This window comes from Lysinibacillus xylanilyticus (assembly GCF_001708185.1).
Classification (GTDB): Bacteria; Bacillota; Bacilli; order Bacillales_A; family Planococcaceae; genus Lysinibacillus; species Lysinibacillus xylanilyticus_A.
The window spans coordinates 99,360-120,723 of sequence record NZ_MDDN01000010.1 but is presented as its reverse complement, the minus strand read 5'-3'; the positions used below and the strand labels follow the sequence as shown (position 1 = coordinate 120,723).

The 21,364-nt window shown below is 36.5% G+C and carries 23 protein-coding genes; 18 read left to right on the top strand and 5 right to left on the bottom strand.

The window, feature by feature from the left end; translation table 11 throughout:
* Positions 1-12 precede the first annotated feature (12 nt).
* The 9 genes from yidC (at position 13) to BFJ97_RS16810 (ending at position 9,789) form a co-directional block, all read left to right on the top strand.
* Positions 13-783 carry a membrane protein insertase YidC gene (gene yidC, locus BFJ97_RS16850; RefSeq protein ID WP_068985821.1) on the top strand — a complete coding sequence of 257 codons (771 nt, stop codon included), beginning with the start codon at positions 13-15 and terminating at the stop codon, positions 781-783.
* Positions 780-1,589, top strand: coding sequence for an RNA-binding cell elongation regulator Jag/EloR (jag, locus tag BFJ97_RS16845; RefSeq protein WP_068985820.1), 810 nt, complete (start codon positions 780-782; stop codon positions 1,587-1,589). The genes yidC and jag overlap by 4 nt, the downstream gene beginning before the upstream one ends.
* 258 nt (positions 1,590-1,847) lie before the next feature.
* A complete protein-coding gene (mnmE, locus tag BFJ97_RS16840) occupies positions 1,848-3,233 on the top strand; it encodes a tRNA uridine-5-carboxymethylaminomethyl(34) synthesis GTPase MnmE (RefSeq protein WP_068985819.1) in 1,386 nt (461 codons plus the stop codon).
* Positions 3,234-3,261: 28 nt separating this feature from the next.
* Positions 3,262-5,157, top strand: coding sequence for a tRNA uridine-5-carboxymethylaminomethyl(34) synthesis enzyme MnmG (mnmG, locus tag BFJ97_RS16835; protein ID WP_068985818.1), 1,896 nt, complete (start codon positions 3,262-3,264; stop codon positions 5,155-5,157).
* 169 nt (positions 5,158-5,326) lie between these two features.
* Entirely contained in the window at positions 5,327-6,043 is a 717-nt protein-coding gene (gene rsmG / locus BFJ97_RS16830; RefSeq protein WP_068985817.1) for a 16S rRNA (guanine(527)-N(7))-methyltransferase RsmG, read from the top strand.
* A gap of 179 nt (positions 6,044-6,222) precedes the next feature.
* A complete protein-coding gene (gene noc / locus BFJ97_RS16825; protein ID WP_068985816.1) occupies positions 6,223-7,122 on the top strand; it encodes a nucleoid occlusion protein in 900 nt (299 codons plus the stop codon).
* A 269-nt stretch (positions 7,123-7,391) separates the two neighbouring features.
* Complete coding sequence (locus BFJ97_RS16820) at positions 7,392-8,153, top strand: ParA family protein (RefSeq protein ID WP_068985815.1); 762 nt, start codon at positions 7,392-7,394, stop codon at positions 8,151-8,153.
* Positions 8,146-8,994 carry a ParB/RepB/Spo0J family partition protein gene (locus BFJ97_RS16815; protein WP_068985814.1) on the top strand — a complete coding sequence of 283 codons (849 nt, stop codon included), beginning with the start codon at positions 8,146-8,148 and terminating at the stop codon, positions 8,992-8,994. The genes BFJ97_RS16820 and BFJ97_RS16815 overlap by 8 nt, the downstream gene beginning before the upstream one ends.
* 78 nt (positions 8,995-9,072) lie before the next feature.
* Positions 9,073-9,789 (top strand): DUF554 domain-containing protein, encoded by a 717-nt coding sequence (locus BFJ97_RS16810; protein WP_068985813.1) that lies wholly within the window; start codon positions 9,073-9,075, stop codon positions 9,787-9,789.
* Here BFJ97_RS16810 and yyaC read toward each other — a convergent pair.
* A complete protein-coding gene (gene yyaC, locus BFJ97_RS16805; protein WP_068985812.1) occupies positions 9,706-10,338 on the bottom strand; it encodes a spore protease YyaC in 633 nt (210 codons plus the stop codon). The two genes, BFJ97_RS16810 and yyaC, sit on opposite strands and share 84 nt — an antisense overlap.
* 93 nt (positions 10,339-10,431) lie before the next feature.
* Between yyaC and BFJ97_RS16800 the strand changes: the two genes are divergently transcribed.
* The 4 genes from BFJ97_RS16800 to BFJ97_RS16785 all read left to right on the top strand — a co-directional run bounded on the left by BFJ97_RS16800 (position 10,432) and on the right by BFJ97_RS16785 (position 14,270).
* Positions 10,432-11,316, top strand: coding sequence for a mechanosensitive ion channel family protein (locus BFJ97_RS16800; RefSeq protein ID WP_068985811.1), 885 nt, complete (start codon positions 10,432-10,434; stop codon positions 11,314-11,316).
* Position 11,317: 1 nt separating this feature from the next.
* Positions 11,318-11,518 (top strand): DUF951 domain-containing protein, encoded by a 201-nt coding sequence (locus BFJ97_RS16795; RefSeq protein ID WP_068985810.1) that lies wholly within the window; start codon positions 11,318-11,320, stop codon positions 11,516-11,518.
* A 520-nt stretch (positions 11,519-12,038) separates the two neighbouring features.
* A complete protein-coding gene (gene ychF / locus BFJ97_RS16790) occupies positions 12,039-13,139 on the top strand; it encodes a redox-regulated ATPase YchF (protein ID WP_068985809.1) in 1,101 nt (366 codons plus the stop codon).
* 90 nt (positions 13,140-13,229) lie between these two features.
* Complete coding sequence (locus BFJ97_RS16785) at positions 13,230-14,270, top strand: acyl-CoA dehydrogenase (RefSeq protein WP_068985808.1); 1,041 nt, start codon at positions 13,230-13,232, stop codon at positions 14,268-14,270.
* A 73-nt stretch (positions 14,271-14,343) separates the two neighbouring features.
* Here BFJ97_RS16785 and BFJ97_RS16780 read toward each other — a convergent pair whose 3' ends face one another.
* A complete protein-coding gene (locus BFJ97_RS16780; protein WP_068985807.1) occupies positions 14,344-14,907 on the bottom strand; it encodes a DUF3267 domain-containing protein in 564 nt (187 codons plus the stop codon).
* A gap of 173 nt (positions 14,908-15,080) precedes the next feature.
* Between BFJ97_RS16780 and rpsF the strand changes: the two genes are divergently transcribed.
* The 5 genes from rpsF to BFJ97_RS16755 all read left to right on the top strand — a co-directional run bounded on the left by rpsF (position 15,081) and on the right by BFJ97_RS16755 (position 16,964).
* On the top strand, positions 15,081-15,368 hold the full coding sequence (rpsF, locus tag BFJ97_RS16775) for a 30S ribosomal protein S6 (protein ID WP_068985806.1): 288 nt from the start codon (positions 15,081-15,083) through the stop codon (positions 15,366-15,368).
* Between the two features lie 44 nt (positions 15,369-15,412).
* A complete protein-coding gene (gene ssb, locus BFJ97_RS16770; RefSeq protein WP_068985805.1) occupies positions 15,413-15,982 on the top strand; it encodes a single-stranded DNA-binding protein in 570 nt (189 codons plus the stop codon).
* Positions 15,983-16,020: 38 nt separating this feature from the next.
* Positions 16,021-16,257, top strand: coding sequence for a 30S ribosomal protein S18 (gene rpsR, locus BFJ97_RS16765; protein WP_012296211.1), 237 nt, complete (start codon positions 16,021-16,023; stop codon positions 16,255-16,257).
* 212 nt (positions 16,258-16,469) lie between these two features.
* The gene (locus BFJ97_RS25515) at positions 16,470-16,604 is read left to right on the top strand and encodes a hypothetical protein (RefSeq protein WP_302621808.1); all 135 of its coding nucleotides are present in this window, start codon (positions 16,470-16,472) and stop codon (positions 16,602-16,604) included.
* A 57-nt stretch (positions 16,605-16,661) separates the two neighbouring features.
* Positions 16,662-16,964 carry a site-specific integrase gene (locus BFJ97_RS16755; RefSeq protein WP_068985803.1) on the top strand — a complete coding sequence of 101 codons (303 nt, stop codon included), beginning with the start codon at positions 16,662-16,664 and terminating at the stop codon, positions 16,962-16,964.
* Positions 16,965-17,072: 108 nt separating this feature from the next.
* Here the strand turns inward: BFJ97_RS16755 and BFJ97_RS24820 are convergent, their stop codons facing one another.
* From BFJ97_RS24820 to BFJ97_RS16740, 3 genes are all read right to left on the bottom strand, one after another.
* Complete coding sequence (locus BFJ97_RS24820) at positions 17,073-18,353, bottom strand: hypothetical protein (protein ID WP_175401788.1); 1,281 nt, start codon at positions 18,351-18,353, stop codon at positions 17,073-17,075.
* A gap of 147 nt (positions 18,354-18,500) precedes the next feature.
* Positions 18,501-19,559, bottom strand: a complete 1,059-nt coding sequence (locus BFJ97_RS16745; RefSeq protein ID WP_068985802.1) for a sensor histidine kinase — start codon at positions 19,557-19,559, stop codon at positions 18,501-18,503.
* Positions 19,556-20,269, bottom strand: coding sequence for a response regulator transcription factor (locus BFJ97_RS16740; protein ID WP_068985801.1), 714 nt, complete (start codon positions 20,267-20,269; stop codon positions 19,556-19,558). Before BFJ97_RS16740 ends, BFJ97_RS16745 begins: the two co-directional genes overlap by 4 nt.
* Positions 20,270-21,364: the final 1,095 nt, after the last annotated feature.

Genomic DNA, 21,364 nt, shown 5'->3' with positions numbered 1-21,364 from the left:
GGGGGAAGAGGGTTGAAGAAACAACTTTGGGTAATTTTGTCGCTAGCATCAGTAGCATTACTACTATCTGGTTGTACAGAATTTAGTGAACCAATCTCCAAAGACAGCACAGGCTTCTGGAATGAATTCATTGTTTGGCCTTTAGTATCAGTGATAAAATACTTCGCTGATTTGCTTGGTTCATATGCATGGGGGATCATTGTTGTAACGATTATCATTCGTTTAGCAATTCTGCCATTGATGATTAAACAAACAAAGAACGCTAAAAAAATGCAAGAAGTTCAGCCGAAATTGAAGGAATTGCAGAAGAAGTACGCTTCTAAGGATGCACAGACACAGCAACAGTATCAGCAAGAAATGATGAAGCTTATGAGTGAGTCAGGAGTTAACCCACTTGCTGGATGTTTACCTGTAATCATTCAAATGCCAATTTTAATTGGTTTCTATCATGCGATTAGTCGTATGAATGCTACATCTACTTTTGATTTAGGGAATTTCCTTATCTTCCCATTAGCAGATCCTGCACCGGCATTAGCAATTACTGCTGGTATCATGCAATTTATAGTTTTACGTACGGGTCCGGCGATGGATAACCCTCAAATGAAAATAATGATGTACATTATGCCAATTATGATTATTTCTTTTGGTATAGCATTACCAGCAGCATTATCACTATACTGGGTAATCGGAAACATTATCTCGATTATGCAAAACCTGTATATTTATAAACCTTGGGAAAAAGATAAAACACAACCTGCTCAAAATGGAGGGGCTAAAAAGTGAAACAACTTACGCAAATAGGCGCAACAACACAAGAAGCGATCTCATTGGCGTTACAGAAACTTGGCAAAACCCGTGAACAAGTAGATGTTGAAGTTTTACAAGAAGGTAAAAAAGGATTTTTAGGTTTTGGGGCACGATCTGCAGAAGTTCGTGTAACAGTTAAGGAAGGACAGGTTCGACCAACAATTGAGGCAGAAAAAGCTGAACAGCAAAATATGGCTCAATTTGACGAACCAGCAGTAAAAGATGATGTTGAAACAATAAGTTCACAAGTTTCTGAACAACCAAGTGATCTCGAAGCTGTTCAACAAGTCGTAGAGGATCAAAAAGAGGAAGAAGAAGCCTCAGTAAACCCAATTGAAGATGCAAAGGCTTATTTAGTTAATATTGCTGAACAATTGGATATTCATGATCTTGAAATTGAAACGACACGTGAAGGGAAATATGTTATATTTCAACTGAAAAGCGAGAAAGCTGCACTGCTTATAGGAAAACGTGGTCAAACATTAAATTCCTTGCAGCAATTAATACAGCTTGTGTTAAATAAAAGTGCCAAGCAGTTCTTAATGGTGAAATTAGACGTAGAAAACTATCGTGAGCGTCGTCAAGTGGCTTTGGAGTTACTAGCAGACCGCATGGCGGATAAAGCACTTCGCTTAAATCAGCGTGTGACATTTGAACCTATGCAGTCGTACGAAAGAAAAATTATTCATAATCAATTGGCAAACCGCTTTGATATTGAAACATATTCAGAAGGAACGGAGCCTAATCGTTATTTAGTAATTGAACCTGTAAAGAACGATTAAACTTCGCAAAAAACATACAGACATAGCTAAAGTCATTTTATCGTCATGATAAAATGACTTTTTTTATCTAGAAGTAAACTTTTGAGCATTTGCAATTTTTGTCGAAATACGTGCTATAAATGTAGAGCTTTCTTATTATCCACAATTGGAAATTATCCTTACTTTAGATTTTGCGAAAAATATGTTAGTCTAAGGTGTTAGTAAGTATTGGTCGGTTTTATTTATCCACATGTGGATAATGTTAAGGAGGTCATTAAAATGGAGTTCGATACAATTGCTGCGATATCCACACCAATGGGTGAAGGAGCTATTGCCATTGTTCGCTTAAGTGGGGACGAAGCAGTCTCAATTGCAGATAAAATATTCAGATCGCCTGGTGGAAAAAGTTTAACAACGAAGGCTACACATACAATTCATTACGGACATTTGGTCGATCCAAAAACCAATGAGGTTGTAGAGGAAGTCATGCTGTCATTAATGCGTGGACCTAAAACATTCACCCGTGAGGATGTAGTAGAAATAAACTGTCACGGGGGACTAGTTTCGGTGAACCGTGTATTAAAGTTAGCATTAACTAATGGAGCAAGACTCGCGGAGCCAGGTGAATTTACAAAACGCGCATTTTTAAATGGACGTATCGATTTATCTCAGGCTGAAGCAGTCATGGATTTAATACGAGCGAAAACTGATAGAGCGATGAATGTAGCGTTAGGACAAATGGATGGCAAATTATCGCGTCTAATTAATGACTTACGCCAAGCATTACTAGAGACATTAGCCCAAGTAGAGGTTAATATAGATTATCCGGAGTATGATGATGTAGAAGAAATGACAGTACCTGTACTAGTAGAAAAATGTACATGGGTACGAAATGAAATTATTAAGCTTCTGCAAACATCTTCTCAAGGAAAAATTTTACGAGAAGGTCTATCAACTGTTATTTTAGGTCGCCCAAATGTCGGGAAATCTTCTCTTTTAAATAGTTTAGTACAGGAGAATAAGGCCATTGTGACAGATATTGCAGGTACAACTCGTGATATTATAGAAGAGTACGTCAATGTTCGGGGTGTACCGCTTCGTTTAGTCGATACTGCTGGTATTCGGGAGACCGAGGATATCGTTGAACGAATTGGTGTTGAACGTTCGCGTGAGGCGTTGCGTGGTGCAGATTTAATTTTATTTGTTTTAAACTACGCAGAAGAATTGACTGCTGAGGATGAGCGTCTATTCGAAACAATTGAGGCGATGGATTACATCGTTATTATTAATAAAACAGATCTACCGCAAAAAATTGATTTAGCACGTGTCAAAGAGCTAGCGGGTGACCATCGCATTGTGACAACATCTCTTTTACAAGAAGAGGGGATCACAGAGCTAGAGGAAGCGATTGCTGCGTTATTCTTTGAAGGGCAAATTGAAGCGGGCGATTTAACATATGTTTCAAATGCAAGACATATTGCATTACTTCATCAAGCACAAGCAACGGTCGAGGATGCATTAGCTGGAGCACAAGCTGGTGTACCTGTTGATATGGTGCAAATAGATGTCACTAGAACTTGGGAAATACTTGGTGAAATTATCGGCGACACAGTACAAGAAAGCCTAATCAATCAGTTATTTTCACAGTTCTGCTTAGGAAAATAATTTTACTAAAGAAAGGAAGATACGAGCTATGCCAACAAATTATGAGGCAGGCACGTTTGATGTTATCGTAATTGGTGCAGGTCACGCAGGATCTGAAGCTGCTCATGCTGCTGCCAAAATGGGTGCTAACACACTGATGTTAACAATCAATTTAGATATGATTGCATTTATGCCATGCAATCCTTCCATTGGTGGTCCTGCCAAAGGAATCGTAGTACGGGAACTTGACGCATTAGGTGGCGTCATGGGGAAAGTTATTGATAAAACGCATATTCAAATGCGTATGTTAAATACAGGGAAAGGTCCTGCTGTGCGTGCATTACGTGCACAAGCGGACAAAGTTTTATACCAACAAGAAATGAAACGCATCTTGGAGGAAACTGAAAACTTGACAATTCAGCAAGGAATGGTTGAAGAGCTAATAATTGAAGACGGGGAAGTAAAAGGTGTTATTACACAAATTGGTGCTATATACCGCGCTAAAACAGTTGTGATCACTACAGGTACATTCCTTCGTGGTGAAATCATTATTGGTGACGTAAAGTATTCAAGTGGGCCTAATAACCAACAACCGTCAATTCGTTTAGCTGATAACTTAAAAGAGCTTGGTTTTGACCTTGTGCGTTTTAAAACAGGTACTCCACCACGAGTGAATAATCGTACAATTGATTATGATAAAACAGAGATTCAACCAGGAGATGATGTTCCACGTGCATTCAGCTTTGAAACAACTGAATACATTATGGATCAGCTACCTTGCTGGTTAACTTATACAAGCCTAGAAACACATGAAATTATTGAGGCAAACCTACATCTTTCACCGATGTACTCAGGGATGATTAAAGGTACGGGTCCACGTTATTGCCCTTCTATTGAAGACAAGGTTGTGCGATTTAACGATAAACCGCGCCACCAAATTTTCTTAGAACCTGAAGGTCGCAATACACGTGAAGTATATGTACAAGGTTTATCAACTAGCTTACCAGAACATGTACAAACACGTTTACTAAAATCAATTCCTGGCTTAGAAAAAGCAGAAATGATGCGTGCTGGTTATGCAATTGAGTACGATGCAATCGTGCCAACACAATTATGGCCAACTTTAGAAACAAAACGTATTAAAGGTTTATATACAGCTGGTCAAATCAACGGAACTTCTGGTTACGAGGAAGCGGCTGCTCAAGGCTTAATGGCTGGGATAAATGCTGCCGCTAATGTGCTTGGTAAACAAGAATTAATCTTAAGTCGTTCAGATGCTTATATTGGCGTATTAATTGATGATCTAGTAACAAAGGGAACAAATGAACCGTATCGCTTACTAACATCTCGTGCAGAATATCGTTTACTACTTCGTCATGATAACGCTGATTTACGTTTGGTAGAGCTAGGTTATAATGTGGGAATGGTTACTGAAGGAAGATATGCAACATTCAATGAGAAAAAAGAGCTGATTGAAAATGAAATTGCACGTCTCCGTGAAGTTATTATTAAACCAAATGAAGCAACACAAGCTGCTATTCGCTCTGTAGGTGGTAGTGAGCTAAAAGATGGTATCCGTGGAGCGGATTTATTAAAACGTACAGAAATGCATTATGAATTAGTTTCTTCGTTAATTCCGGCAGACATAGAGTTTTCGGATGAAGTGAAGGAGCAAATTGAAATTCAGCTTAAATATGAAGGTTATATTGAAAAAGCATTGCAACAGGTTGAAAAGCTTCATAAAATGGAAAATAAAAAAATCCCTGAAAATATTGATTATGACGCTATTTCAGGTCTAGCAACAGAAGCTCGACAAAAATTAAAACAAGTCACACCACTTTCCATTGCCCAAGCATCACGAATCTCTGGTGTAAATCCAGCAGATATTTCAATATTACTCGTTTATATTGAGCAAGGTAAAATCGCACGTGTCAGCGGCGAATAATAAAGATTCGTAAAGTGAATAAGGGGCGGGCATACCATTGTGCCCGCTTCCTATTTTTAAGGCTTTGCTATTTTACTAGTTGATTCGGAAATGTGAGTAGTGTGAGTAGTTACATACTTACAAGTCAATAATAGAGATAGTAAAGCTATATAGATAAAGGAGACTTTACATGAACGAACAACAATTTTTTGAGGCGCTAAAGGAGAAGGGCATCGAACTTTCTGAAAAACAGATGGCTCAATTCAAAAAATATTTTGAGTTACTTGTTGAGTGGAATGAAAAGATGAACTTAACTGCTATTACCGATTTAGAAAGTGTTTATTTAAAACACTTTTATGATTCGATTAGTGCTTCTTTCTATTTTGATTTTTCAAAAGTAATAACAGTTTGTGATGTTGGAGCAGGAGCTGGTTTCCCAAGTATTCCAATTAAAATCTGCTTCCCGCATTTACACGTAACAATTGTTGATTCTTTAAATAAAAGAATTACATTTTTAAATCATTTAAGTGATGAGTTGCAATTAGAGAACATGGATTTTGTACATGCGCGAGCAGAGGAATTTGCTCAAAATGCGAAATATCGTGAGCAGTTTGACGTTGTAACAGCCCGTGCAGTAGCCCGTTTATCGGTTTTATCGGAGTTATGCGTACCATTAGCAAAACAAGGTGGATATTTTGTTGCTTTAAAAGCAGCAGCAGGCGCAGAAGAATTAAAAGATGCAAAAAAGGCATTAGTTACATTAGGGGTTACACTAAAAGAAGAATTTTCTTTCCAGCTACCTGTTGAAGAAAGTGACCGTGTTTTATATATCTTTGATAAAATAAAAGGAACACCAAAAAAATATCCGCGTAAACCAGGTGTACCAAATAAATCACCGATTCAATAATTAGTGTTTCATGTGAAACTTCTCAAAGTAGAAAATAATTTTTCTATTTTGAGCATACATACTAGTTATGGATGGTTCACGCAAATGACATCTATGAACTATATACATTTTAAGAAATATAATAAATAATAATAGAATGACACAGAGCAAGATAGTTACTTAAAGGTGGTGCCACTTGGATGAAAAGTCCTTTTTCACGTTTTTTTGGAGGCGGAAATAAAACAGAGCCTATTGTGAAAAATGAAGTAGAACAAGCAGAGACGGTTCATGCAGCAGAAGAAGTTATAAAGCTGCCTATTGATCAAATTGTGCCTAACCGTTTTCAGCCACGTACTATTTTTGATGATGAAAAAATCGAAGAATTATCAAGAACCATTCATACGCATGGTGTGATTCAGCCAATTGTTGTACGTAAAACTGCGGAAAATCAATATGAAATCATTGCTGGTGAGCGTCGTTATCGAGCAATGAAAAAGCTACAATGGACAGAAGTTCCGGCCATTATAAGAAATTTAACTGATAAGGAAACAGCTTCTATCGCGTTAATCGAGAACCTGCAGCGTGAGGAGTTAACTGCAATTGAAGAAGCTGTGGCCTATCAAAAATTATTAGAGCTTCATGAGCTAACACAAGAAGCTCTGGCCCAACGACTTGGAAAAGGACAATCCACAGTAGCCAATAAATTACGTTTATTAAAGCTGCCTGAAGAAGTACAGCGAGCTATTTTAAAGCGTGAAATTTCTGAACGACATGCACGTGCATTAATTGCGATAAAAGATCAGCCATTACAGCTAGAAATTTTACAACAAACGATAGAAAATGATTGGAATGTTCGTCAGTTAGAAGAACAAATTTATGCTTTATTACATCCTGTGGCGGCAGATCAAGAAGAAGCAACGCCGAAGAAGGCAAAACCTAAACGTAAGGCGATTAGTAAAGATGTGCGTATTGCTTTGAATACTATTAAACAATCATTATCTATGGTAACGAAGAGTGGTATAACAGTTAAGACTGAAGAAGAAGATACAGAGGAATATTATCAAATTACAGTGAAGATACCTAAAAAGAAAAAATCTTGAGTACAAGAATTAAAGTTATTTTAGGAAAGTAATTCGTTGAATTTTTTAGAGACATCACAGAAATATTTCTGTGATGTCTCCTTTTTTTTGTATATATTCTTAATATTTTATACAACTCTTTTCTATTTTTTTGATAGAATGAAAGTAAGATAGCAGTATTTAACTTCTTGCAGCGGATGTCCAAACATCCGCCGGAGGCATAATTGATCAGTGATTTTACAATTGATTTGTCAAAGTGAACTTTGATAAATGAAAGCAGGTGCTTTTAAATGGGTAGAATTATAGCGATCGCCAATCAAAAGGGTGGCGTAGGAAAAACAACAACATCAGTCAATTTGAGCGCTTGTTTAGCGTTTTTAGGAAAGAAAGTGCTCTTAATCGATACGGATCCACAAGGAAATACAACAAGTGGACTTGGTGTTAATAAAGGAGAACTTCAAGGCTGTATTTATGATGTGTTAATTGATGATGAAAACGTTGAAAATGTCATTAAAGAAACAAATGTCGAAAACTTATCGATTGTTCCAGCAACCATTTCACTAGCAGGAGCAGAAATTGAATTAGTTTCGACAATTTCAAGAGAAGTACGTTTAAAGCATGCACTTCAAGATGTTAAAGAAGACTATGATTATATTATTATTGACTGTCCACCTTCGTTAGGGCTTCTAACAATTAATGCTTTGACTGCATCAGATGCACTTATTATCCCTGTACAATGCGAATATTACGCATTAGAGGGACTAAGCCAGTTGTTATCAACCGTCCGTTTAGTGCAGAAGCATTTAAATCAGCAATTATATATTGATGGCGTATTATTGACGATGCTTGATGCACGAACAAACCTAGGCTTACAAGTTATTGATGAAGTAAAAAAATATTTCCAAGATAAAGTATACAAAACAATTATCCCTCGTAATGTACGATTAAGTGAGGCTCCAAGTCATGGGCAGCCAATTATCATTTATGACGCAAGATCAAGAGGTGCAGAAGTTTATTTAGAGATGGCGAGGGAAGTGATTAAAAATGGCTAAAGGTTTAGGAAGAGGCATAGGTGCATTATTTCCTGGAGAGTCTTTAGAGCAAAGTGGACAAGTGGAAGAAATACAATTAGAGTTTATTGTCGCAAACCCATTCCAGCCTCGTAAAATTTTCGATGAAGAAACTTTACAAGAATTAGCAGACTCAATACAGGAACATGGTATTTTACAGCCAATTGCTGTACGTAAAAAAGGACGAAAATATGAAATCGTCGCTGGGGAACGCCGATATAGAGCAACTCAATTAGCAGGATTAGAGGTTATTCCAGCTATTATAAAAGAGCTATCAGATACGCAAATGATGGAGTTAGCGATTTTAGAAAATCTACAGCGTGAAGATTTGACTGTTATCGAAGAAGCTGAGGCATATCAAAGCCTAATGGAAAACTTACATCTAACACAGGAGGAGCTATCCAAACGATTAGGGAAGAGTAGACCACATATTGCCAACCATGTTCGTTTACTAGCATTACCAGAGGATGTTCGTGCGTTCATGAACGATGGCGTACTATCGATGGGACAAGGACGAGCATTACTTGGATTAAAAAATAAAAGAAGAATATCAGAAGTAGCCAATAAAGTCATTAAACAAGGCTTAAATGTCCGTCAAGTTGAAATGTTGGTACAAAATTTAAATGAAGAAGTTTCACGTGAAACAAATCAATCGAAGAAAAAGGATATATTTGTTGTAGCAAAGGAATCACAATTGCGTGATTATTTTGGAACAAATGTCCAAATTAAGAAAGCTAACAATAAAGGGAAGATTGAAATTGAATTTTACTCTGAAGATGATTTAGAACGTATTTTAGAAATACTAAATTTACAGGAAGAGTAAGAGAAATATCGATCACGTAATCAGAGCGCCGAGCTAAAAGGCGCTCTCTATTTTTCTAGAGAGGAGGAAGGATAGGCTATGGTATTACTAGGGACATTAATTAATGCTTTACTCATTATAGCGGGTGCATTAGTAGGGCGGATTTTCAAAAATATTCCTGAATCAATGAAATCTACTGTATTATCGATTATCGGTTTAGCAGTTGCACTTTTAGGGATTAAAATGGGCTTTGAAAGTGATAATTTTATTATTTTGGTGATAAGTTTAGTTGTAGGTACAGTCATTGGTGAATGGTTAGATTTAGATAAGCAAATGAATAGACTTGGACAATGGGTAGAATCTTTATTCAGCAAAAAGCGGACTGATGATAATCAAATTAATATTGCAGAGGGCTTTGTAACAGCCTCACTAATATTCGTAGTTGGCTCTATGGCTGTAATAGGTGCACTCGATAGTGGTCTACGCAATGATCATAATGTGCTTATTACGAAAGGATTGATCGATGGATTTACATCGATAATTTTAGCATCTACATTAGGCATTGGCGTGTTGCTGTCCTCTATACCTGTATTTATATATCAAGGATTGATTGCACTCTTTGCAGGTGCCATTAGCTCTTTTATACCAGATAGGGCATTACAAATGTTTATTACAGAAATGACTGCTGTAGGCGGTGTTATGATTTTTGCCATCGGTTTAAATATAGCGGGCTTAACTAAGATCAAGGCTGCTAACTTGTTGCCAGGTATCGTTGTTGTCGGTGTTACGGTTGCTATCCTCTATACTTTTCAGTGAGTACCGATGTACAGCGAGTAATAGAGCTCTTGAAAGCTTTTCAGCCATTGCATAGGAAATATGCAGTCTTGTATTTTGTAGAACAAGCATTTCCATAAAGCCTCCAATATTGACTATCCCCTTAACAGAAATGTCACCGATTGGAGGTAATTGTTTTTTTACAGCTTTTCCTGGAAAAATAGGTCCATTTTGCACAGAAATATGTCCAACATTTTGTTCACTTCCAAGACATGCATCAATCGCAATAATGAAAGGTTTTATAGTATGATTGTGTAGCTGTTGCATAGTAGTGTCTAAATTAAGAGCATGCAAAGGATCTTCTAAAGAACCTACAACTTCATATGGAAAGCTAACAGACTTTTTTAGGAAGCTACCTGTTAATGGGCCGAGTGTATCACCTGTACAACGGTCACTTCCAATACAACAGAAAATAAGGCGTTCATGATGAAAGGGTATATGTTCTAAAAATAATGTACTTAACTGCCAAACGGCATTTTTACTTTCATGATGAAGAGTATAAGGGAGTAATAATTTTGGTATAGTATTCATAAAAAAACTCACTTTCCTTTTTATTTGTAAGAAGCGCTCGATTTTTATGCAGTATACGCAAATTTTTAGCAAGTTATTCAAGAGGTGGTATTAATGGATTACTTTAACGAAAAGGTATTGAAGAAATTTTGGGATACGGTGATGTCAGAGGAGTTTTGGGAAAATATAATAAATGCTTCAATTAAAATTACGCTTATTTTGATAGCATCGTGGCTAGCCGTACGATTAGGTAAAAAATTTATTAAAAAAGTGTTTTTAATACGAATGAGTTCACCGTTAAACCACTCAGAACGTCGACAAAAGACAATTGCCAGATTATTACAAAGTGTCATCTCCTATGTCGTTTATTTTTCAGCAATCATTGCTATTCTTTCTATCTTACATATTAAGGTAGCGGGATTATTAGCTGGAGCAGGGATTGTCGGTTTAGCAGTCGGTTTTGGTGCACAGAGTTTAGTTAAGGATGTCATTACGGGATTCTTTATTATTTTTGAAGATCAGTTTGGTGTAGGTGATTATATAAAAATAAATGCAGCAGAAGGAACTGTTGTAGAAATCGGTTTACGAACAACAAAGATTAATGGTGCTACTGGTGAGCAGTTTATTATTCCAAATGGTTCGATTGGTGAGGTTGTCAATTATTCTATAAATAATTCTAAAATCTTTATAGATTTACAAATGATGACGGATGCAGACTTTGAAAAGGCAGAAGCTATTGTTAAAAAGTATTTAGCAACTCTACCAGATATTCATAAAGAGCTTGTATCAGTACCAGTCTTTTTAGGTGTACAAAGTGTTAAGGGTACAGAGGTAACTATTCGTATAGTCGCAGAAACATTGGCACAGCAACAATACGGTGTGGCGCGTGCAATTCGTCGTGATGTTACTAGACTCTTTGAAGAACATAATATTCCAATGGCTCATCCGAAAATGATGTTGTATGGTGTTAATGGGAAAGAAGAGGGGAGAAGTGAATAAGATGGAAGCTAAAAAGTTCAGTCTCAATGATATTGTCGAAATGAAAAAGCAACATCCATGTGGCACAAATAAGTGGAAAATTATTCGTATGGGTGCAGATGTACGTATTAAATGTGAAGGCTGTCAGCATAGTGTGATGATTCCACGCCGTGAATTTGAGAAAAAAATGAAAAAGATATTAGATTCCTCTAGTGAAGACTAACTTTTATCTTCATTCAGCAAATGTTTTGTAGCGAAAGTGAAACATCAGTTACAGAAGATTCCCATCTCAGAAGGTGGTGAGATGAATGCGCATGTGGTTCCTTTTCAGTGGGTGTTCAAACACCTGTACCTGTCGCTACGCTTTTGGACAAAAGACACTTGCTGAAATAGGGGAACTCAGTCTAAGAACGCCATGAGCGACAGCAACACGGTTTTATCTGTGCGAAAGCGAAGCGACAGCAACAACACACGACTAAGTGACCAACATCACGTTGGCCCAAAGCCTCCGGCGGATGTCACGGATTATGAAAGGAATGAATTGTGCGGTCAATTCAAAATCCGGACGCAATTACACCAAGGCGAAATAGATGTGTATTAGACTTTTTATGAGTGAATCAATATAATAGATAGGGTTATATAGTGATTAATCAGTGGGGAATTTCTGCACCCTCGTAGTATCCGTTTTTTAGTACGGGAGATAAGAGCAAATTTGAACAGATATAGAAAGGTTGTGTCCATTTATGGCATTAACAGCTGGAATCGTTGGTTTACCTAACGTTGGAAAATCAACATTATTTAACGCAATTACAAAAGCGGGCGCATTGGCTGCAAACTATCCATTCGCAACAATCGATCCGAACGTCGGTATTGTTGAAGTACCAGATGCACGTTTAGATAAATTAACAGAATTAGTAACACCTAAAAAAACAGTACCAACAGCATTTGAGTTCACAGATATTGCTGGGATCGTAAAAGGCGCTTCAAAGGGTGAAGGGTTAGGGAACAAATTCCTTGCTCACATTCGTGAAGTTGATGCAATTTGCCAAGTTGTACGTTGTTTTGTTGATGAAAATATTACGCACGTATCAGGTGGAGTAGATCCAATTGACGATATTGAAGTCATTAATTTAGAGCTTGCACTTGCTGATTTAGAATCGGTTGATAAGCGATTACAACGTGTTGGCAAAATGGCAAAGCAAAAAGACAAAGAAGCAATGATTGAAGAACCAATTCTTGTAAAAGTTAAAGAACAATTGGAAAACGGTCGACCAGCACGTGCTGCAGAGCTTTCAGAAGACGAGCTAAAGGTTATTAAAGGACTTCATCTTTTAACAATTAAACCTATGCTTTATGTGGCGAACGTTTCAGAAGATGAAGTAGCTGACGCAGATAATAATGAGTATGTACAAAAGGTACGTGAGTATGCAGCTGCTGAAGGGGCTCAAGTTATCACAATTTGTGCAAAAATCGAAGAAGAAATTTCTGAGCTGGATGATGAAGAAAAAGCAATGTTCTTAGAAGAACTAGGCATTAAAGAATCTGGTTTAGATCAATTAATCCGTACTTCATATGATTTACTAGGACTAGCAACATATTTCACTGCTGGGGTACAAGAAGTACGTGCATGGACATTCCGTAAAGGCATGAAGGCACCACAATGTGCTGGAGTCATTCATACAGACTTTGAACGTGGATTTATCCGTGCGGAAACAGTTGCTTTCGATGATTTAGTTGAAGCTGGATCTCAACCTGCTGCTAAAGAAGCTGGTAAAGTACGTCTTGAAGGTAAAGAATATGTAGTGCAAGACGGCGATATTATGTTATTCCGTTTCAATGTATAAAAAATGTGCAGGGCAATCATAGGAAGATTGCCCTTTTTTTGTCTATATAGTTATCTGAATTTTCAATCCTTAAGGGGGGGGAGTTATAGTATGAAAATAGTACAAATAAAAGAACGTGGTTTAGAAATTGAAGAGCTAGGTAGATTGCCAGAAGATGTGTTAGAGGTCATTTATGAGCACCGATTGTTTAAGTTATTCACAGCAAAGGAATTAGGAGGTAAGGATTTAGATTTACTAGAGGGTATGAAAGTATTTCAACAAATGTCAGCACTCGATGGGAATTTTGGATGGCTTGTCACAATCGGTACAGGTGGTAATGCATTTATTCCAACATTAAACCAAGCTGCTTGTGAAAAAATCTATTCACCAAGAAATGCAGTAATAGCAGGCAGTGGTTATCCTACAGGAACAGCAAAAAAAATGGATGGAGGCTATAGTGTTACAGGGCAGTGGAAGTATTGTAGTGGCGCAGATTATGCTACAACTTTTACAATGAATTGCTTTGTCGAACATGACGGTGTTAGGACAGATGAAATAATTAGTTGCTCAGTGGAGCGTGACCAGGTAGAGGTTCTTAACGATTGGCGGGCAATGGGCTTAAAAGCAACAGCTAGTCATACAATTCGTGTGCAAAGTACTTGGGTACCACAAGAGGCAACATTTCAATTAGGCATAATTAAAAACAAGTATGAAAGTGCAGTACATAGTTTTCCATTTGGCGCATTTGCGGAAGCTTCTTTTTTAAGCGTTTGTCTTGGGATAACAGAAAATTTCTTAGAAGAGACGTCTATATTAGTGAAGCAAAGAAATCATGATCCAAACCGTACTGAACGTATGGGGGCATTACAATTTTTATTGATGCAGCAACAGAAGCACTTTAGACAGCTTGAAGAGCAATTTTATTCAATATTGAGTGAGTACTGGAAAAAACATCAAGAAGGTCATAAGCTAGCTGAGGAAGAACTACAACAGTTTTCACGACTGAGTAAAGATATCGCTGCAGCATGTGTAGATATTGCTAATAACTTAATACGCAGACTTGGTATGGATGCAATTACGGAAACCTCTTCGATCAATCGTATTTGGAGAAATTTATATACAGCTGCACAGCATGGTTTTTTAACCCCATAAATGTATGTAAAAAAATAGAATCTGCTTGGAGCCAAGCAGATTCTATTTGGAACGTATCAAAGTGTTTTCTAATCTAAGTTATTTTTTTCTCAGGCATATATACATAAAGCTTAGGAAATTGAGGGTCATCCTGTATTAACGCGTTTTTTGGATATTTGCGTAATTCTTTATACATGGCAAAATCACCGACTGCTCCAGCTATTAAAAAAGCACCCACTACTACTAAAACAGTACTGTTAAAGTAGAAACCAGCAATTGTCGGAAGGACGCCAGTCGTCCAGAATGGAAGTAATAAAGCTTTTTTCATTGTATGGTTTGGTAATGGTTGTTCAGTTGTTGCGTACGCTACGCCAAGCTCTAAATTAAGACCATATTTTAATGATTTAAAGGGCACGCCTCCAAAGACCATAAAGCCAATTAAATGAAAGGCTTCATGCAATATAATGAGAACAATATACAGGATGGCAAAGAGTATGACCCCACTAATCATACTCCAAAATGAAAAATCAAAATCTTTAAAGCAAATATATTGGATCGCTACAAATAATATGACAAGTCCACTTGTGATAACAATATTGTCCATCATTAGTTTTTTTATATCTAACTCTATTACGATTGGTTCTGTATCTAGTGACATGAAGATTCTCCTTTCATAAATCTATTATTTTTATTATATAGAATGAATTCTTTGTTTGCGACTTGAAAGAAAAGTACCTATATGTTACAATTCATTGATGTGAGTAATAATTATTACTTGCTCCTTGCTCCCTGTATACAGGAGAGCCTAAGTCCATAAGGAGGTGTAAACAGATGAGAAAATACGAATTAATGTACATCGTACGTCCGAACATTGAAGACGAAGCGAAGAAAGCTTTAGTTGAACGTTTCAACGAAATCTTAACTTCTAACGGTGCAGAAGTCATCGAATCAAAAGAGTGGGGCAAACGCCGCTTAGCTTATGAAATTCAAGACTTCCGCGAAGGTTTCTACCAAATCGTGAAAGTAAACGCTACTTCAGATGCAATTAACGAATACACACGTCTTGCTAACATCAGCGAAGATATCATTCGTCACATTGCGGTTCGCCAAGAAGCGTAATCATTTATTTTTAACAAAATGCTGAAAAGGAGGTTGCATTTCTGATGATAAACCGTGTTGTATTAGTTGGAAGACTAACAAAAGATCCTGAGCTGCGCTATACGCCGAATGGTGTTGCGTCTACAAGATTTACAGTTGCTGTGAATCGAACATTCTCAAACCAACAAGGCGATCGCGAAGCTGATTTCATTAGCTGTGTTGCTTGGCGCAAACAGGCTGAAAACCTTGCGAACTTCATGCGAAAAGGAAGTTTAATTGGAGTGGAAGGCCGCATTCAAACAGGCAGTTATGAAGGACAAGATGGTAAGCGAGTATACACAACAGATGTAGTGGCAGATAGCGTACAGTTTTTAGAACCTCGTAATGGTGGCGGTGCTCCTGCATCACCTCAATACGGTGGACAGACTTACGGTAATAACCAACCGTCATATGGCGGTGGTCAACCACAACAACAATTTGGTGGTGCTATGCCAGGGCAGGGTTCATTTGGCGGCGATGCTTATCAGCAAAATCAACCACCTATGAATCAGCCGAATTATACACGTGTAGATGAGGATCCATTTGCTAATAGCAAAGGACCGATAGAAGTATCCGAGGATGATTTACCGTTCTAATACTTCTAAAATAAAAAATGATAAGGAGGAGACACACTATGGCACCACGTCGCGGAGGCCGCAAACGCCGTAAAGTTTGCTACTTCACTGCTAATAACATTACGCATATCGACTATAAAGATGTGGATTTATTAAAAAAATTCATCTCTGAGCGCGGTAAAATCTTACCACGTCGCGTAACTGGCACTAGCGCTAAGTACCAACGTAAATTAACTTCAGCTATCAAAGTATCTCGTATCATGGGATTACTTCCATTCGTTGCAGAAGATAAATAAAAATAACAAAAATACAACAAGGCTTAATTAGTCCTTGTTGTATTTTTTTTGTTTTTATTTGAGGGTTTAAGTGCTAAGAATTGGCTCATCACCAAAAGTTGTGGATGACATTTGTTAAAACATATACTATATAAATAAGTTGATTGGAGTGGAGGCTGGGTGACTCCTTGGGGATCAGCGTCACAGATGAGACCCTGGAGCGAGCAACGCGAGTGAAGCGGCTCATCGGACGCCCCCAGGAAGCTCTGCTCTGCGCGAAAGCGAAGCGTCAGCGGCAAAGCGCCCAGTCGGAACGGAAATCAACCACACGTTTTGGTGATGAACCTAAGAATTGGATAATTTTATAAAATATTATAATTTAATATTTAGGAATATACGTTCTTATTTTAAGGGGTAATTAAAATATGAAGATTATTTCAGAGGTCTTGGATCTTACGAATACTTTAGAGCAAAAAGGACTGTCACCAAATACTGTGGAAAGCTACTTAGAAGATTTAAAAATTTTTTATTTATGGCTTGAACAGGAAAAATTAAAGTTTTATGAAGTAAATCCATCAGACACACCAAACTTTATTGAGTTTATTGATAATCGGAAAGCTATTGGCAAAGTTTCTACTGCAACACTAAATCGTTACTTAGCAACAGTTAGTTCATTTTATAGGCATATTGAAGTTATTGGTGATTTGTTGAGTAATCACCACTTGTAAAGATAAAAGGTTACTATCCTAATGAAAATTTAAACAAAACCCACAGAGAACAAGAATGTTTTCTGTGGGTTTTGTTTAGTCCAAAGGAGCTCGGTTTGATCGATTTTATCATTCTAATACATCTGAGCGAATTAATTTTAAATCATCCGTTTTAATTGCACCTGTTGAAGTAGATGATACTTTTACTTTTGTAGATGTATCCCAATAATGGCCACCTTGCCAGAACTGCGCGAAAGGTGATTTTACTGTTTTGTTTACAATTCCAGTAGCTACTGAACCTGGTTTTAATGTATATTCAGCAGTAACTTGATATAATGCAGCTGTAATGGAACGATCTGATTCGTTAGTAAGACTAAACTTACGGGAAACTGTTTGTTCTTCACTTAATGAGATACTTGTACCAAATGTACTTTGGAACTCATAACTTGCTCCAATTTCGAAAACATCTTCAATACCCACACCTGCATTTACACCTACTGTGTGAGCAAATGATTGTGATTGTTCATTTGTCATGCCTGTTTTGATGTCAAATGTTACTTCATATCCTGTATTTTTAGCTGGAATAGATGCTGATCCACCAGGAACTTTCTTCAGGTATTTCTTTTCCGTTAATACAGCATCTTTTAGTGGATTAAATGGTGTTTTCGCTGAATAACCAATTGTTACAGCCTTTTCAGCGCCCCAATTATTGTCACCCCAAATAACTTGGATTCCAAGCTCATCTAAACTTTTCTTTCCGAATTCCTCTAGAATGGCTCTTTTTAATCCACCTTCACCTTGGAAAAATTCTGGTAACCAAAATGAATCTTCAGCTTCACTTTTTTCGTAGTATTTAGATTGTAATATTTTTTGCACATCAGGATCATTTGGATCTTGTGCATATCGAGTTTGGAAAAAGTTTTCTAATGTTTCCAGAACAAGGCCTTTTACAAAAGATTCTCCATAAGTACTTCCAAAGTATTCTTCAATTTGAGACGGGCTATATCCCATGAATTGTAAATCGTAATAAAATCTAGGTGGTGGATCCATATGTTTTAGCTCTTTATTTCTCCAATCCTCAATAATTTTATTGCCATTTACATAAGAATAATCTAAATATAGATATTCAAGTGGTTTTGCTTCCTTAATATGAGGTGGTGTCACAGATGGAAAATTCGCTTTAATAATATGATTGTTGATATAATTTGGATCAAACTCTTGGTTTACATTGGAATTCTCTTCTGATACCTGTCCCTCTTTAAGATTTAAAGACTGATTTTCTTTTTCAACAGAAGTAATTGCACTAGAATCTGAAGGTAATGTGCTTGCTTCGGCCTTTAAAGAAAAAACAGGACTTGCTAAAACAGCAAATGCTAGTGCTGTGGGAATCACTTTTTTCTTATTAATCATATAATTTCTTCCTTTCTTTCCTTCCTTGCTTTTAAGTACCGTACATTGCTTATACTTTTTTCATACGGACTAAAATGTCATATTTATATATTAATATCAAAGTATAACAATTCCCTTTCGTAAATGTTACAAAAGTCTTTCATAATCTTATTTCTTTTCTGATGTAACGGGAATAGTAAACCAAAATTCACATCCCTGTTTCCCATCTTGACGATCCTGAACACCAATTTGTCCTTTATGCATTTCAACTAGCGATTTTGCAATGGCTAAACCAAGTCCAGAACCTCCAGATTGTGAGCTTCTTGATGGGTCTGTTCTGAAAAAGCGTTCAAATATACGTAATTGATCATCGGAGGAAATACCTTCTCCTTCATCACGCAAGGTGAATTGAACTTGCTGCTTCTGTTTATTTTCCTCAACAATTAATTCGATAGCTCCACATGTAGGAGAATGCCGAATCGCGTTATGCAACAAATTATTGATAACTCGTGCTATTTTACATGGCATAATCCAAAGTCGTGGTAATGTCTCAGAAACGTACAATTGTAAATCAATCTCTTTATCTTGCAATAAGATGGCATGTGAATCTATTACTTTTAATAGAATACTATCTACATGTATTAAACTAGGATTAAAAACTTCTTGTCCAAGTTCTAACTTAGAAAGGTCAAACAAATTATTAATTAATCCGCTTAATCGTTGTATATCATTTAGGATTGTCGTTAAATATTGTTGTTTCATATCAGGGTCTTCAATTAAACCGTCTTGTAATGCCTCTACCATCAATTGTATGCTAGCCATAGGAGTTCGTAGGTCATGGGAAATATTCGCAATCAGCTCTGTACGTGCTTTTTCTCCTTTTTCTAACTTAGCAAAGCTTTCGTCTAGTTTTTTGGCCATTTCTCGAAAAGCTTCCGCTAATTCTTTAAACTCTTCTGGTTCTCTCCCTATTATGTACATCGTTCCAAATTGTCTATCACTAAATTGTTTGGTCAAGGCAATTAAATTTTGAATAGACCTCATGATAGGGCGTGTCATTAACCAAAAAATCATCGTAGAAATAATCATTGCTACAATTATAATTACTATTAATAACCGTGTTTGTTCTGGTCTAAGTAACATTTGCCTTTCACTATACCATATAGAAATTACCATAATACCCGTGCTTAATAGATTCATCAATAAAAGTTGATTTCGTAACTTCACTTATCATTTCCTCCATCTGATTCAAAGCAATAACCGATGCCCCAAACTGTGTGAATCCAACGGTTCTTTGTTGCATGCTTCTCCAACTTTTCACGTAAACGACTCATTAATACAGTTACTGTATTTGTACATCCTTCATACTCAAATCCCCAAATTTGTTCAAGAAGTTGAGACCGTGAAAACACCTGTTTAGGATGTTTTGCCATGAGATAAAGCACATCAAACTCTTTCACTGTTAGCTCTATTTCATATTGACAAACAAATACCCGTCTTTTCTTTGGATCAATTTTCAAATCTAGAAACTCTATCAATCCTGATGCAGGCTCTATTCCTTGAATTGTTACTTGACTTCCTCTTCTTAATATAATTTGTACCCTCAATACTAATTCACGAGGTGAAAAGGGTTTTGTTACATAATCATCCGCTCCCATTGTTAATCCTAAAATCCGCTCTCTTTCTTCTCCTCTCGCGGTTAACATAATAATAGGTACATTAGAATGTTGGCGAATTTCCTCACATAGTTCCCATCCATCTTTTTCCGGCATCATTAAATCTAAAATAATTAGATCTGGTTGGTATTGTTGAAATACATTCCATCCTTCTGTTCCGTTCACAGCAGTGTATACTTCATACCCTTCTCTTTCTAAGTACCGTTTACATATCTCTCGTATATTATCTTCATCTTCTATAATTGCAATTCTTGTTTTCATACATTCCGTCTCCTCTGTTCCTTCATTAATAATTTCTTTTTTCGATAAGGTAACCCTTAATATTGCAATTACTGATTCAACTGCTTATTATAATTTACCAAAAATAAATACGATTGGTGCGCAACTTTTTAATGAGGAAGGCTATTTTATTGATATAAAATATGGAATTGAAGAAGTTAAAGAAGAAATTCAATCAAGCATTTCAGCAATATTGAAAGCCAGCTCAATGATGTAGGGTAATGAACCAGAAAAAAATATTGAACAATTCAGAGAAGATATGTTTCTGATATTATTGTTACTGAAAATAGTGCTCTCTATCGAATTAATTTTGACCTTGAACCTAAGTTTCTAAATATTCCTGGATTTAACACAACTTTAGTTACGGCTTTTTCTAAAAGAGAACTTACTATCTTTTTCCTCTACAATAAATGCAAAGAGATTGGTTGGAGTGAATTTGTAAAAATGAAGAGAATGTATCATGGGATTACTTCCATTCGTTGCAGAAGATAAATAAGATAGATATAAAGCACAACAAAGGTTGATAAAATCTTGTTGTGCTTTTTTTTATAGTAAAGGTCGTCTAGTTAGATTTGATACAATAATAACTTTTATCTGAGGGAAAGCGATATGTTAACCGTTTGGTCGGAGAATTTGGAATAACTTAATCTCAATCTATATCGGGTGTATTGATTGGGGAAAAATAGGTTTATTATTGAGCGATAAAAGGATCGTTTTGATGCTATTTCGCTAGTACATTTCCATTTTTAACGGATTGTAGCCCGTAGTGAAAATCAGATTCTGTTAATTAATCGGAGTGGATAAAAATCAATACACCTGACTCTATATATTACCATTTGCCATTATCATAAGAATTGATTACACTTTTAAAGGCATGAAAAACGGAAAATGAAATATGTAATTGAAAAACAAAATGCCATCCTATTACAGAAATGTGCGGATGAAATAAACAATCGACTAAGTGAAAGTAGATTTAATTTATAAACAAAACGGCTTATAATCATTTTGGTTAAAAGCCTTTTTTTATGTGATAAATAGTAATATTAAGTGTTCTTACGATAAAAAATCTTCTATATA